This window comes from Agrobacterium sp. ST15.16.024 (assembly GCF_027956545.1).
GTDB lineage: Bacteria > Pseudomonadota > Alphaproteobacteria > Rhizobiales > Rhizobiaceae > Agrobacterium > Agrobacterium cucumeris.
This window is the reverse complement of the sequence record NZ_JAQKGO010000012.1, coordinates 77,861-91,033: the sequence shown is the minus strand read 5'-3', so window position 1 is coordinate 91,033 and position 13,173 is coordinate 77,861. Positions and strand designations below refer to the sequence as shown.

14 protein-coding genes and 1 pseudogene are annotated in these 13,173 nt (G+C 59.1%); 10 read left to right on the top strand and 5 right to left on the bottom strand.

Annotated features, from left to right (window positions below):
- The 5 genes and pseudogenes from PL640_RS23565 to PL640_RS23545 form a co-directional block, all read left to right on the top strand.
- Positions 1-160: pseudogene (locus tag PL640_RS23565) on the top strand (sugar ABC transporter ATP-binding protein); the annotation flags it as partial.
- The gene (locus PL640_RS23560; protein WP_135399306.1) at positions 157-933 is read left to right on the top strand and encodes an L-iditol 2-dehydrogenase; all 777 of its coding nucleotides are present in this window, start codon (positions 157-159) and stop codon (positions 931-933) included. The pseudogene PL640_RS23565 and the gene PL640_RS23560, both read left to right, overlap by 4 nt.
- Positions 934-991: 58 nt before the next feature.
- The gene (locus PL640_RS23555; RefSeq protein ID WP_271363754.1) at positions 992-2,476 is read left to right on the top strand and encodes a mannitol dehydrogenase family protein; all 1,485 of its coding nucleotides are present in this window, start codon (positions 992-994) and stop codon (positions 2,474-2,476) included.
- 6 nt (positions 2,477-2,482) lie between these two features.
- The gene (locus PL640_RS23550) at positions 2,483-3,202 is read left to right on the top strand and encodes an HAD family hydrolase (RefSeq protein WP_271363753.1); all 720 of its coding nucleotides are present in this window, start codon (positions 2,483-2,485) and stop codon (positions 3,200-3,202) included.
- A 57-nt stretch (positions 3,203-3,259) separates the two neighbouring features.
- Entirely contained in the window at positions 3,260-4,834 is a 1,575-nt protein-coding gene (locus PL640_RS23545) for an FGGY-family carbohydrate kinase (protein WP_271363752.1), read from the top strand.
- A 226-nt stretch (positions 4,835-5,060) separates the two neighbouring features.
- On the opposite strand, the gene PL640_RS23540 is transcribed toward PL640_RS23545, so the two are convergent.
- Positions 5,061-5,894: a MurR/RpiR family transcriptional regulator gene (locus PL640_RS23540; RefSeq protein ID WP_271363757.1), complete on the bottom strand. Its 834-nt coding sequence runs from the start codon at positions 5,892-5,894 to the stop codon at positions 5,061-5,063.
- A gap of 298 nt (positions 5,895-6,192) precedes the next feature.
- Between PL640_RS23540 and PL640_RS23535 the strand changes: the two genes are divergently transcribed.
- Entirely contained in the window at positions 6,193-6,930 is a 738-nt protein-coding gene (locus PL640_RS23535; RefSeq protein ID WP_271363751.1) for a sulfate transporter family protein, read from the top strand.
- On the opposite strand, the gene nth is transcribed toward PL640_RS23535, so the two are convergent.
- Positions 6,892-7,674 (bottom strand): endonuclease III, encoded by a 783-nt coding sequence (gene nth, locus PL640_RS23530; protein WP_046802079.1) that lies wholly within the window; start codon positions 7,672-7,674, stop codon positions 6,892-6,894. The genes PL640_RS23535 and nth overlap by 39 nt on opposite strands.
- A gap of 37 nt (positions 7,675-7,711) precedes the next feature.
- Here nth and PL640_RS23525 point away from each other — a divergent pair, with 37 nt between their 5' ends.
- Positions 7,712-8,194, top strand: a complete 483-nt coding sequence (locus PL640_RS23525; protein WP_142841791.1) for a DUF2244 domain-containing protein — start codon at positions 7,712-7,714, stop codon at positions 8,192-8,194.
- A 125-nt stretch (positions 8,195-8,319) separates the two neighbouring features.
- Here the strand turns inward: PL640_RS23525 and PL640_RS23520 are convergent, their stop codons facing one another.
- Entirely contained in the window at positions 8,320-9,006 is a 687-nt protein-coding gene (locus tag PL640_RS23520; RefSeq protein ID WP_271363749.1) for an HAD family hydrolase, read from the bottom strand.
- A gap of 410 nt (positions 9,007-9,416) precedes the next feature.
- Between PL640_RS23520 and minC the strand changes: the two genes are divergently transcribed.
- Genes minC through minE form a run of 3 tightly spaced genes read left to right on the top strand, consistent with a single transcriptional unit; the run spans position 9,417 to position 11,255 of the window.
- Positions 9,417-10,145 carry a septum site-determining protein MinC gene (gene minC / locus PL640_RS23515; RefSeq protein ID WP_271363748.1) on the top strand — a complete coding sequence of 243 codons (729 nt, stop codon included), beginning with the start codon at positions 9,417-9,419 and terminating at the stop codon, positions 10,143-10,145.
- 37 nt (positions 10,146-10,182) lie between these two features.
- The gene (gene minD / locus PL640_RS23510) at positions 10,183-10,998 is read left to right on the top strand and encodes a septum site-determining protein MinD (protein ID WP_046802075.1); all 816 of its coding nucleotides are present in this window, start codon (positions 10,183-10,185) and stop codon (positions 10,996-10,998) included.
- The gene (gene minE / locus PL640_RS23505; protein WP_046802074.1) at positions 10,995-11,255 is read left to right on the top strand and encodes a cell division topological specificity factor MinE; all 261 of its coding nucleotides are present in this window, start codon (positions 10,995-10,997) and stop codon (positions 11,253-11,255) included. The genes minD and minE overlap by 4 nt, the downstream gene beginning before the upstream one ends.
- 41 nt (positions 11,256-11,296) lie before the next feature.
- On the opposite strand, the gene PL640_RS23500 is transcribed toward minE, so the two are convergent.
- Together PL640_RS23500 and PL640_RS23495 are read right to left on the bottom strand one after the other, a co-directional pair.
- The gene (locus tag PL640_RS23500) at positions 11,297-12,202 is read right to left on the bottom strand and encodes an amino acid ABC transporter substrate-binding protein (RefSeq protein WP_271363747.1); all 906 of its coding nucleotides are present in this window, start codon (positions 12,200-12,202) and stop codon (positions 11,297-11,299) included.
- A 68-nt stretch (positions 12,203-12,270) separates the two neighbouring features.
- Complete coding sequence (locus tag PL640_RS23495; RefSeq protein WP_142841794.1) at positions 12,271-13,164, bottom strand: amino acid ABC transporter substrate-binding protein; 894 nt, start codon at positions 13,162-13,164, stop codon at positions 12,271-12,273.
- Positions 13,165-13,173 lie beyond the last annotated feature (9 nt).

Genomic DNA, 13,173 nt, shown 5'->3' with positions numbered 1-13,173 from the left:
TCTCGGATCGGATACCTTCCTGCATCTCGAGGTGTCAGGTATCGGACCGATCACCGCCCGCACTGACGGCGAGTTCGAATGCAGGCATGGCGATACCGTGTTCATCACCCCCGACGAGACCAAGATACACAGGTTTGATGAGAAGGGTATCGCAATATGACGGGAAGACTGGAGGGCAAATCCGCGCTGATAACCGGCTCGGCGCGCGGCATCGGCCGCGCCTTCGCTGAAGCCTATCTGCGCGAGGGTGCGACGGTCGCCATCGCCGATATCGATTTCGAGCGGGCGAGCAAGACCGCCCGCGAGATCGGCGAGAACGCCTATGCCGTCGAACTCGATGTGACCAAACAGCATTCCATCGACACCGCCATCCGCACCGTGGAAGGCCAGGCAGGCGGGCTCGATATCCTCATCAACAATGCCGCACTCTTTGACCTCGCACCGATTGTCGAGATCAAACGCGAGAGCTACGAGCGGCTGTTTTCGATTAACGTATCCGGCACGCTGTTCATGATGCAGGCCGCCGCAAAAACAATGATTGCTCGGGGAAAAGGCGGCAAGATCATCAACATGGCAAGCCAGGCGGGCCGGCGCGGTGAGGCCTTGGTGGCGGTTTATTGCGCCACCAAGGCCGCCGTCATCAGCCTCACGCAATCGGCCGGTCTCGACCTCATCAAACACGGCATCAACGTCAATGCCATCGCGCCCGGTGTGGTCGATGGCGAGCACTGGGACGGTGTGGATGCGCTGTTTGCGAAATATGAAAACCGCCCGGCCGGCGAAAAGAAGCGGCTGGTCGGCGAGGCGGTACCTTTCGGCCGTATGGGCCGTGCCGAAGACCTGACCGGCATGGCGGTCTTCCTTGCTTCTGATGAAGCCGAATACATCGTCGCCCAGACCTATAATGTCGATGGCGGCAACTGGATGAGCTGACCACCGGGGTTTCCCGGTGACCGGCACGAACAACGTTTCCCCTTTCGAGGATCGTGACATGACATGCAAACTCTCCCTCGCAACGCTTGACGAAGCCCAAAAAACGGCGGCGATTCCGGCCTATTCCCGTGCTGATCTCTCCGCCGGCATCGTGCATTTCGGCGTTGGTAATTTCCACCGCGCCCATCAGGCGGTCTATCTGGATGATCTGTTCAATACGGGCACGGACCATGACTTCGCCATCATCGGTGCGGGCGTGCTGCCGTCGGATGCGGTGATGCGCGAAAAGCTTGCGGCGCAGGATTTCCTGACCACCGTCGTGGAACAGGACAATAATCGCACCGGTGCGCGCGTTACCGGGCCGATGATCGACATTCTGCAGGTCGGCGACACAAAGACGATTATCAATACCCTTGCCGATCCGAAGATCCGCATCGTCTCGATGACGATTACCGAGGGCGGTTATTTCATCGATGCCTCCGGTTCCTTTAACCCGCAGCATCCGGCCATTGCCGACGACGGCAAGAACCCGGCTTCGCCGAAAACCGTGTTCGGCTTCATCGTCGCCGGGCTGAAGGCGCGGCGGGACAAAGGGCTGCAACCCTTTACCATCATGTCCTGCGACAACATTCCGCATAATGGCAAGGTCACGAAAAATGCCGTGGTTGGGCTCGCAGCCTTGTCGGATCCGGCCTTCGCCAACTGGATCGGCGAAAATGTCGCTTTCCCCAATTCCATGGTTGACCGCATTACGCCTGCTACCGGCGAGCGCGAACGCACTATCGCCCGCGACGATTTCGGCATCGAGGACAACTGGCCGGTCTTCTGCGAAGAGTTCAAGCAATGGGTGATGGAGGATAATTTCCCTGCAGGTCGCCCGGCGCTGGAAAAGGCCGGCGTGCAGTTCGTTTCTGATGTCGCGCCCTATGAGCACATGAAAATCCGCATCCTCAATGGCGGCCATGCGGCAATTGCCTATCCGGCGGCACTGCTCGATATTCATTTTGTGCATGAGGCGATGGAGCATCCGCTGATCCGGGCGTTTCTGGCAAAGCTTGAAAATGAAGAGATCATTCCGGTCATTCCACCCGTTCCCGACACAAATCTTGCCGACTATTTCGCACTCATCGAACGGCGTTTCCTCAATCCGAAAATCGGCGACACCATTCCACGTCTGGCGCAGGACGGCTCCAACCGCCAGCCGAAATTCATCCTGCCCTCCACCGCCGACCGGTTGGCGCGCGGCGAGGATATCGTCGGCCTTTCGCTGGTGTCTGCCCTGTGGTGCCGCTATTTTTACGGCACGTCCGACAGCGGCAAGGAAATCACCTTCAACGATGCGAGCGCCGAACGTTTGCAGGCGGCCGCCATCAATGCCAAGGATGATCCTGCGGCTTTCCTCGTCTTCGACGATATTTTCGGGGAGGTTGCCGAATCGGAACTTTTCCGTAAACGCTTTGCCCATGCATTGAAGACGCTTTGGCAAGAAGGTACGGCGAAGACCTTGCAGCTTTATCTGGATGACAAGTTGGCTGAAAAGTGACGTGAAATGGAAGACCGGACCGGGCCTCTGCTGATTTTCGATTGCGACGGCGTTCTCGTCGACAGCGAGCCGGTCTCGGTCTCGGTGCTCCTCGACATGCTCTCCCATCTCGGCGTGACGATGGAAGAGGAAGAGGCCTATGAGCGTTTTCTCGGCCGCAGCGTCGCCAGCATGACGGCGACGCTGTTTGAGGATTACGGCGTCGAAACCGACATTGATTTTCTCGATCATATGCGGGCGACGCTGTTCGAGCGCTTCCGCACCGAGCTTCGGCCGATCGACGGCATTGCGCAAACGCTGGACCGGCTTGTGCCCCTCAGACGCTGCGTGGCCTCTTCCAGCCAGCCGGAGCGCATTCGTTATTCGCTGGGGCTGACCGGCCTGATCGACCGCTTCGAGCCGCATGTGTTCAGCGCCACGATGGTGAAGAATGGCAAGCCGGCGCCTGATCTTTTCCTGCATGCGGCACAGGCGATGGGCGTTGAGCCGCGTCACTGCATCGTGATCGAAGACAGCCCGGCCGGTATTGCCGCGGCAAAAGCGGCCGGCATGGGCGTTTTTGCCTTCACGGGCGGTACGCATGCGCGCTTTCCCGCATTCCGCGAAAAGATCGCCGGGCTTGGGGCGGATGCCGTGTTTGACGCGATGCCGGATTTGGTCCAACTTGTCGGCAACTATGTGGGGAAGGGCGGTTTTGACGGCCAAGTGGAACGTGACGCAGGCTGAAGCGTATTTTGCCTGTCGTCGTCGGGTCGTTGCGCAAGGGATGGAATTACAGTCTTGATGCGTCAAAATCTCGTCGCTGTCGATGTCGGTACAGCCAGCGCGCGGGCTGGCATTTTCGATCCGACCGGCAGGCTTCTCGCCCGCTCCACCCACCCGATCCTGATGCAGCGGCCGCGTGAAAACCACGCCGAGCACGATTCCACCGATATATGGAATGCTGTCTGCATTGCCGTGAAAGCAGCCCTTGCCGATGCCGGCGTTCTGCCGCAAAGCATCGCCGCCATCGGTTTTGACGCCACCTGCTCGCTTGTCATTCGCGGTGCGCGGGGAGAGCCGGTTTCAGTTTCGGTGACGGGTGAGGACAGGTTCGATACCATTGTCTGGCTCGACCACCGTGCGATCTCGGAGGCCGACCGGCTGACGGCCTCGGGCCATCGGGTGCTGGATTTTGCCGGCAACAGCGTGTCGCCGGAAATGCAGATGCCGAAGCTGATGTGGTTGAAGACGCATATGCCGGTAAGCTGGGGACGCATGTCCTTCGCCTTTGATCTGGCGGATTTTCTGACATGGAAAGCAACCGGTTCAACCAAGCGCTCAAATTGCACGCAGACGGCGAAGTGGAATTTTCTGGCGCAGGAAAATCCCGGCTGGCAGGCGGATTATCTGGAGCTGGCGGGGCTTGCCGATCTGAAAGAGCGCGCCAGCCTTCCGGAAACCACTGTTATGCCGGGGGAAAGCATCGGCCCGCTTTCGCCCGAGGCGGCGATGGAACTCGGTCTCGACACCGGCTGCCAGGTGGCGGCGGGCATGATCGATGCCTATGCCGGAGCGCTCGGTGCGCTGGGCGGTTGCCTTTCGGACGATGTCGGTCGGCATGTGGCGCTGATCGCCGGCACTTCCAGCTGCCTCGTTGCCATGTCCGAGCGGCAGATGCCCGGCCACAGCCTCTGGGGTCCCTATTGGCAGGCGATCCTGCCCGGTCATTGGCTGGTGGAGGGTGGACAATCAGCCACCGGCGCGCTGCTTGATCATATCGTGCGCATGCATGCGGCGGGCGGTGAGCCGGATACGGCGTTGCATGCCCGCATCGTTGCCCGCGTCACTGAATTGCGCGCGCTTGAGGGGGAGGCCTTTGCCGAGCGGCTGCATGTGCTGCCGGATTTCCACGGCAACCGCTCGCCGCTCGCCGATCCGCATGCGGTTGGTGTCATCAGCGGGCTGACGCTGGATACGTCCTTCGACAGTCTTTGCCGCCTGTACTGGCGCACCGCCGTGGCGATTGCGCTCGGCGCGCGCCATGTGCTCGATGCCATGAAGCGCTTCGGTTATTCGGTCGAAAGCCTGCACGTCACCGGCGGTCATGTGAAGAACCCGCTTTTGATGGAGCTTTACGCCGATGTGACAGGCAAGCGCATCGTGATTCCCGCCACCGCCGATGCCGTGTTGCTCGGCACGGCGATGACGGCGGCCGCGGCCGGTGGGGTGCATGCGAGTATTGTGGCGGCTGGCGCGGCCATGTATCCGGGCAATGCGGAAATTTCCGGAAATCCGGAGCTCACACCCCGTTATCAGCGGGACTACCGCCGTTTTCTCGCCATGTACCGCCATCGCCAGGAACTGGAGAGCCTCTGATTTTTGCCGGCAAATGGCGGGGGCAAAATCAGGAGTGGGTGAACACAGCTTGTTTCTTCTCCCCGCCGGGGAGAAGGTGGCCCGAAGGGTCGGATGATGGGCAACGCTGCCGAATATCTCTACCGTCGCCCCCTCATCCCGCTGCCGCGGACTTCTCCCCGGCGGGGAGAAGAAACAAGCGGGAAGCGCTCGCTCGCTCTAGGCCCTGTTCAGAGCATGCTCCCAATCAGATGCCCAGCGAACGCTTCAGGCCTAAGAGGTTTTTCATCCGCGTTTTGCGCGTTTCATTGGCCTCCGCCATCAGGCTGCAGAGGGTAAATTCCATCAGGGAGACGAGCTGCAGCAGACCCTGGCCGCCATTATGGGCTTGAGGCAGCGCAAGACAGATGTCAGCGCTTTCAGGACCCCATTCGTAAAACCGGGTGGTGATCAACAGGGTTTTGTAGCCGCTTTTGCGTGCGGTTGCCGACAGGTGCTGCAGGGGTGAGAGGCTGCCGCCGCAATCCATGATGACGAGAAGCGTCTGTACCGGTTCGAAATCCCACAGGGCGACATAGGCGGCACTGTCGCTGCCGAGATAATGGACGTGGCCGCGACATTCCAGAAGCCGTCCGTGGAAGTGACGCGTGGCGCCAAGACCTTCCGGCGATGTTGCCAGGAAAACATCGGTTGCCGAGGTGATTTCGGTCATAGCCAGACGCCACATTGGCTGGGCGGTCATGTCGAATGCGGTCTGGATGGCCTGTATCTGCTGCGAGAGGAGTTGAGAAAACGGGTTGGACTGGCGCTCTCCGCTTTCGATCACCGTGGGCTGGTCCGGGCCAGCCGTCTGTTCCGCATGGCGCAGATCGGCGCGGATGTCGCTGAACTGCCGATATCCGAGCGAACGCAAGAAACGGCCGACCGTCATCGGGCTGAGGCCGAGCTTGGCAGCCAGCGTCTGCGCCGTTTCGAAAGGTAGCTCGTCCAGATGCTCGATCAGATATTTGGCGATCTTGCGCTCGGAAGGTGTGCCGGCCTTCATGGCACGGGTAAGATTCAACAGCAGCTTTTCCACCAACGCCTCATTTTTTATCATTATTGAACGATGATGCATCCGCGCGCCGAAAAGGGCGTGCGAACCACGATTTGACGGTGGGGGTAAGCTTTCCCGGCCTTGCCCTCCACCGGACAGGAATGCGAAATATTATAGATGGATTATTATATTTTAGAGATACCTTTTATTCAAGGGAAATTCCATCTCCGGTTTAATTTCAGACGTTTGGCGGCTTTCACCCTGTCTTGCAGAGCGCAGGCCCAGTTCTTATCTGTCGTCTGGTTAGAGAATTTCAACGCGAGAGGCCCCCGGGGAGTTCCGAATGATTCTTGATGCAGCGAGGCTGGCATTCCAAAATCTCTTTGCGACCGAGACCCGGTCGGTGTTCTGGAAGGTTTTGGGGCTCACGCTTCTCGTGCTGGCGGCACTGTGGTTCGCCATCCGCTCCATCTTTATCTATTTCGCCCTGCCATGGGTGGATACGCTTATCCCCGGCATACCCGATTGGGCGGGGTGGCTGACCTTCGTTTTCGCCATTTTTGCCGGCATAGGGCTGGCGCTGGCGTTGGCATTGCTGATTTCGCCGGTCACCGCCGTCATTGCCGGCCTGTTTCTCGATGATGTCGCCGAAGTGGTGGAGAAAAAGACCTATCCCGATGACCCGCCGGGCAAGGCAATGCCCATCGGCGAGGCCGTGCTGTCGTCGATCAAGTTCTTCGGTGTCGTTATTGCCGGCAACCTCATTGCGCTTTTGCTGCTCCTGGTGCCGGGCGTCAACCTCATCGCGTTTTTCCTGGTGAACGGTTATCTGCTCGGCCGAGAATTCTTCGAGTTTGCGGCAATGCGTTTCCGCTCCCCCGCCGAGGCACGGTTGTTCCGCTCCAAACACCGTACGACGGTGTTCATGGCCGGTCTGGTGATCGCCGCTTTCCTGGCCATCCCGTTCCTCAACCTTTTGACGCCGCTCTTCGCCGCCTCGATGATGGTCCATCTGCACAAGGCCGTCAGCCGGCGTGACCCCTCATTCGCCGCCGGCCGCACCGAACAGCTGCGCGGGTAGCTCCACCAGCGGGGCTGGAATGTCGAAGGTCTTTTCCGGCGACTTGCAGATATCGGCGATCACGCAGCGCTCGCATTCCGGCTTGCGCGCCTTGCAGCAATAACGTCCGTGCAGGATCAGCCAGTGATGGGCATGGAACAGATATTGCTCGGGAATGATGCGGACGAGCCGGTCTTCCACTTCGTCCGGGGTTTTCCCCGGCGCAAGACAGAGCCGGTTGGCGATGCGGAACACATGCGTGTCCACGGCAAGCGTGGGCACGCCGAAGGCCATCGACATCACCACATTGGCCGTCTTGCGGCCGACGCCGGGTAACATCACCAGCTCCTCGCGGGTCTTTGGCACTTCGCCGCCGAAGTTGTCGATCAACATCTGCGACAAGGCGATGACGTTTTTCGCCTTGTTGCGGTAAAGGCCGATGGTCTTGATATGGCCAATCAGTTGCTCTTCGCCGAGCGCCAGCATCTTTTCCGGCGTGTCGGCCACCTTGAACAGCGCTCGTGTCGCCCGGTTCACGCCGACATCGGTCGCCTGCGCCGAAAGCGCCACCGCGACCAGGAGGGTGAAGGGATTGGTGTGTTCCAGCTCGCCTTTCGGCTCCGGCCGCTGAATGGAAAAACGCCGAAAGATCTCGGTCAGCTCGTCCTTCGAATAGGCCGTCTTCACCCGCGCTGGCTTACGCGCGGATGCCGGATTTGACTTTTTCAAGGTTTGGGTGCTGGATCGTTTTTTGGCGACTGTCATGGTCTATCTATAGCCAGCCCGCCCGAAGGAAAGCAACGTGGATACGCTTAACGACCAACCGATTTTCGCGGCGGAACTTGTTCCGCACCGTTCGCTTGGAAGAAGGGGTTTCCGGCTGCTTCTTGCCCTGTCGGGGCTCGCCTGCCTAATCTATGGCGGCTTTTTCCTCGCCACCGGGGCGTGGCCGGTCGGCCTGTTCTTCGGGTTGGATTTTCTGCTGCTCTACTTCGCTTTTCGCGCCAATTATCGCGCCGCAAAAGCTCGGGAAGAGGTTCGCATCTCCCGCACCAGCCTGTCGATCCGCAAATTCTCTCCGGCCGGGCGCATGGTGGAACATCGCTTTAATCCCTTCTGGGCGCGCTTCAAGGTGCGGCGGCACGACGAGATCGGCATCGTTTCCATGCATGTGACGGGTGAGGGGCGGGCGACCGATGTCGGTTCGTTTCTCAACCCCGATGATCGGGAGAGTTTCGCCAAGGCTTTCGGCGGCGCGCTCGCTACCGTGCGACGACGGACGTGACAGCGCGGTGCCTCTCATTTTCCCTTATGCCCGTGACAAGCGCTGGGATGGCGTTGCATAGGGGGCGGGGCGGGGAATCTACCCGCAAATGAAATCGGTGTTTCGCTCGCTCCGTGGTCGGCCCTTCAGCCTTTGCTGCCCGTAAGTTTCAAGCTGCCGTCGTCGTTGATGCTGACATCCAGTTCACCATAACTGCCAATGGAAAGATGCGCCGTTTCGATGGGATGGGAATGGGTGGCGTTGATGACGACCACTGTCGCGCCCATGCTTTCTCCGGCCTGAATACCAGCGGGCGCGTCTTCAAAGACAACACAGCGTTCCGGCGAGACGCCGAGCTTTTCCGCCGCCTTTTTATATCCTTCCGGATCCGGCTTGCCGTTCACCACGTCTTCGGCGCAGATCATAATTGCGGGTGGTGTGAGGCCCGCCGCTGCCAGCCGGCGTTCGGCAAGCGCGCGGGCGGCCGACGTGACGATGGCCCATTTGCCGGCCGGCAACTTTGCGAGAAACACTGCCGCTTCGGGAATTTGAAGAATGCCGTCGACATCGTCCATTTCCTTCTGCAGCAGCATATCGGCCTCTGCCTGGACATCGAGACCTGGAACGGCCTCGCGGCGCACCACTTCCGAAGCGCGCATGCCGTGAATGCGCTGCAGGAAGGCGTTGGGCTCTATGCCATTATCCACGGCCCATTCGCGCCAGACCCGCTCCACCACAGCAATGGAATTGAGCAGCGTTCCATCCATGTCGAACAGGAAAGCGGCATAGTCTTGCGAAAATGTCTGGTTCTGCGGTGGGACTTTGCTGTGCATTTCATTCTTCCGTTGAAGGTGCCGGGCTTGCCCCTCGTGTCTATAGCATCGGACGGCATAACGAAATCGCTTTTTCCCGCTTGAAGCCCATGACAGGGACCTGGCTGACGGCGGATAGTGTCCCGGAATCGGACGGTTCGCGTCTTACCGACTCGGGCAAGATGGGTTAGGGATGCTGGCGATGGATGCGGCCTCACGGAGCGTCAGGTTGCAGCAAGGCTCAGTCGCTATCATGAGTTTTCACAAGCGACGGAAATACGCAAAATCAAAAGCTAATGGATGTTTTTGAATGTTTTGCATGAGATTTTTCCTGACGAAAATTTCTTAACGAAACCGTCGCCTGGAAGGCGTCGTTAACCATTTGTTAACCATATTCGAGGTACCTAATTGTCAACGATTTGTTTACCAAGATGACCAAAGTGCTAACAGACCAGCGTTCGATCCGTATCAAAGGCCGCTCCTTCCTCGCGGTCGTCCTGTCCCCCGAATCTCCGGTCGATCAATGGCTGGAGCGGCTTGATGATCTCGCCGCCCGCTCGGCCGGCTTCTTCCTGTCGCGTCCGGTTGTTCTAGATGTGTCGGAACTGTCACTCGACAAGGCGGGACTGAAGTCGCTTCTCTCGGCGCTGACGGAGCGCAATGTCGGCATCATGGGCATCGAGGGCGTTCGCCCTTCGATGATCGAGCCGGGCATGCCGCCGTCGCTGAAGGGCGGGAAGCCCGCTTCCGATGTCGAGGTGGAGCCGGTTGCGGTTGCTGCCGAATTGCCGGAAGAAAAGCCGCGTGCTGCGGGCGAGATCCGGGCCGTGGTGCAGTCGCTGATCATCAACGAGCCGGTTCGCTCCGGCCAGTCGATCATGTTTCCCGAAGGGGATGTAACCGTTATCGGTTCGGTCGCCTCGGGTGCGGAAATCATCGCCGGCGGTTCGGTGCATATCTACGGCGCCCTGCGTGGGCGTGCCATGGCCGGTTCGCTCGGCAACGTCTCGGCGCGCATCTTCTGCCGCAAGCTCGAGGCGGAGCTTCTGGCCATCGATGGCGTCTACAAGGTTGCCGAAGACATCGACGAAAAGCTGCGCGGCCAGCCGGTTCAGCTGTGGCTGGAAAACGATACGATCAGGGCCGAAAAACTTGGCTGATAAAACAGAGAAACAACTATTGGAACAGGAGAGCCATATGGGGAAGGTAGTCGTTGTTACTTCCGGCAAGGGCGGGGTTGGCAAGACCACCTCGACTGCAGCGCTTGGCGCCGCGCTGGCGCAGAACAAGCAGAAGGTCGTGGTCGTCGATTTTGATGTCGGCCTGCGTAACCTCGATCTCGTCATGGGTGCTGAACGCCGGGTGGTTTACGATCTCGTCAACGTCATTCAGGGCGATGCCAAGCTGACGCAGGCGCTGATCCGCGACAAGCGCCTCGAGACGCTGTTCCTGCTGCCTGCCTCGCAGACGCGCGACAAGGACAATCTTACGCCGGAAGGTGTCGAATGGGTCATCAACGAGTTGAAGAAACATTTCGACTGGGTGATCTGCGACAGTCCGGCCGGCATCGAACGCGGCGCGACGCTGGCCATGCGCCATGCGGATGTGGCCGTTGTCGTCACCAACCCGGAAGTCTCCTCGGTACGCGACAGCGACCGCATCATCGGCCTCCTGGATTCCAAGACGCTGAAGGCTGAACGCGGCGAGCGGATGGAAAAGCATCTGCTGCTGACGCGTTACGATTCCGCCCGCGCCGAACGCGGCGACATGCTGAAGGTGGATGACGTTCTGGAAATCCTCTCCATTCCACTGCTCGGCATCATTCCGGAAAGCACGGACGTGCTGCGTGCTTCCAACGTTGGCGCTCCGGTAACGCTGGCAGATGCCCGCTGCGCCCCGGCCATGGCCTATTTCGACGCCGCTCGCCGCCTCTCCGGCGAGGACATTCCGGTCGTCATCCCCGGCGAGAAGCGTGGCATCTTCTCCAAGATCTTTGCAAGGAGGGCTGCATGAGCATCTTCAGTCTCTTCCGCAAACAGAAGTCGGCACCGCTTGCGCGTGAACGGCTGCAGGTGTTGCTGGCCCACGAGCGGGCATCGTCGGGAACCGATCTCGTCGCTGTCCTGCGGGAAGAAATTCTTGCCGTGATTGCCAAGCATGTGCAGATCGACAGCGATAGGGTGCATGTGAAGATGGATCGCGACGAGCATGTCTCCATCTTGGAGATCGATGTCGAGATACCGTTGAGTGCGGACCTGCGCGCTGCATAAGATATTTTGCGAAAGACGCCGCCCTTCAACGGGCGGCGTTTTCATTTGTCTGTCGTCGTGTCGAAGGGCCTTCGGAATATCTCGGCCAGATCGCCGGGCATTGGGCGCTTCAGGTTGATGCCGTTCGGCGGGATTGGCGCATTGAACCACTTTTCGTAGATTTTTTCGATTTCGCCACTCTTGTAGATTTGCCCCAACGCTTCATTGACAGCATCCCGGAAACCGGTATCCCCGTGGCGGAGCATCAGGCCATAGGGCTGCGGCGGGGCGAGATATTCGTTGGATATGGAATAGTCGTCGGGCTTGCCTGTCTCGGCGACGAAGGACCTCAGAAGAATATCGTCCATGACAAAGGCGGAGGCACGGTTTTCCGTCACCATCTCGAAACCGCCTGCGGTGCTGTCATTCTGCAGAACGGCGATATTCAGGCCCAGCTTGCGGTTCAGCACATTCAACTGGCTGATGTTGATGGTTCCGGTCGTCACCACCACGGTGCGGCCAGCGAGATCGGCAACCGTGTTCAAGCGGCTGGATTTCAGCGCCACATAACGCGTGCCGGTGATGAAATGGCTGTAGGAAAACCACACCGCCTTGCGCCTTTCCTCCGTATTGGTACTCGCCACGCACTCAATGTCGATCGTGCCGTCATTGAGAAGCGTAATGCGGTTGCTGGGGGTGCGTTTGACGAAGTCGATCTTCAGGTCCGGCAAGCCCAGTTTCGTTTTGATGGAATCCGCCACCCTAAGGCAAAGCTCGATGCTGTAGCCGATCGGTTCTGCGCCGGTGCCGAGATAAGAAAAGGGAATATTGTGATCGGCATAACCCAGCCGGATGGTGCCGGTCCTCGCAATGGTTTCGAGGGTCGGCGGCTGGCTGTCTTCACTTGCCGCCTGGGTGGATAAAAGACTTAAAATTCCGAATGCAAGCCCCAATGTCGATCTCTGCATCGCGCATCTCCAGCTAAAATGATCTGTCAAAACATGTCTTCATAAAATGCAGGCGGGAGGGGGCGCCCTCAGTCACGATATTCACTCGGATGTTCGTAGGCCTGTTTCAAACTTGCCGCCATCGGCAGGTTCAGGTTCATGCCGTTGGGCGGAATGGGCTTGGTGAACCATTTTTCATAGAGGTCGTGAATGGCAGGACCGTCGAAAATCTGCTTGAGACTTTCATTGACCGCCGCCTTGAAGGCCGGGTCGTCGCGCCGGAAAACCAGCCCATAAGGTTCAGGTGCGCTCAGCGTTTCCTGTGAAAGCGCATAAAGGTTCGGATTTTCGGATGTGGCAGCCAGGGCGGCCAGCAGGATGCCGTCCATGACGAAGGCGGAAGCCTTGCCGGAAACGACGAGCGCGAAGGCTTCCTCATTGGTTTTCGTCGGCATGACCGAGATATTGAGGTTCTTTTCCCGGTTTATGGCATTCAGCTGTTCGATATTGACGGTACCAGAAGCGGAGGTGACGGAGCGGCCAGCCAGATCGGCAAGGTTTTTCAGATTGTCCTGTCTGCGCGATAGAAACTGCGTCGCGGTCATGAAGTTCGGATAGGAGAAATCGACGATTTTCCGGCGTTCGCTGTTGTTGGTCGTGGCGGCGCATTCGATATCGATCTGGCCGCTGCGGACAAGAATGAAGCGGGTGGCGGGCGTGGCCTTGACATATTCGAGCTCGAGCCTGTCGAGCTTCAGCTTCTTGCGGATATCCTCACTGATCGTCCGACAGAGATCGGTCGAGAAACCCGTCACCTCTCCATCCGGCAGCTGGTAGGAAAAAGGCGGCTCGGCTTCGCGGTAACCGATGCGGATTTTTGCGGTCCTGGCAATCTGCTGCAGCGTATCGCCTTCGCTGGCGGCCTGCAGCGGGGTGATGGGGGCAAAGCATGTGACGAAAAGGCAAAATACCGCAAGACGCATGTTATTTCC

Coding starts and splice junctions, on each gene's coding strand:
- PL640_RS23560 (WP_135399306.1), top strand. CDS start 157: ATGACGGGAAGACTGGAGGGCAAATCCGCGCTGATAACCGGCTCGGCG.
- PL640_RS23555 (WP_271363754.1), top strand. CDS start 992: ATGACATGCAAACTCTCCCTCGCAACGCTTGACGAAGCCCAAAAAACG.
- PL640_RS23550 (WP_271363753.1), top strand. CDS start 2,483: ATGGAAGACCGGACCGGGCCTCTGCTGATTTTCGATTGCGACGGCGTT.
- PL640_RS23545 (WP_271363752.1), top strand. CDS start 3,260: ATGCGTCAAAATCTCGTCGCTGTCGATGTCGGTACAGCCAGCGCGCGG.
- PL640_RS23535 (WP_271363751.1), top strand. CDS start 6,193: ATGATTCTTGATGCAGCGAGGCTGGCATTCCAAAATCTCTTTGCGACC.
- nth (WP_046802079.1), bottom strand. CDS start 7,674: ATGACAGTCGCCAAAAAACGATCCAGCACCCAAACCTTGAAAAAGTCA.
- PL640_RS23520 (WP_271363749.1), bottom strand. CDS start 9,006: ATGCACAGCAAAGTCCCACCGCAGAACCAGACATTTTCGCAAGACTAT.
- minC (WP_271363748.1), top strand. CDS start 9,417: ATGACCAAAGTGCTAACAGACCAGCGTTCGATCCGTATCAAAGGCCGC.
- minD (WP_046802075.1), top strand. CDS start 10,183: ATGGGGAAGGTAGTCGTTGTTACTTCCGGCAAGGGCGGGGTTGGCAAG.
- minE (WP_046802074.1), top strand. CDS start 10,995: ATGAGCATCTTCAGTCTCTTCCGCAAACAGAAGTCGGCACCGCTTGCG.
- PL640_RS23500 (WP_271363747.1), bottom strand. CDS start 12,202: ATGCAGAGATCGACATTGGGGCTTGCATTCGGAATTTTAAGTCTTTTA.
- PL640_RS23495 (WP_142841794.1), bottom strand. CDS start 13,164: ATGCGTCTTGCGGTATTTTGCCTTTTCGTCACATGCTTTGCCCCCATC.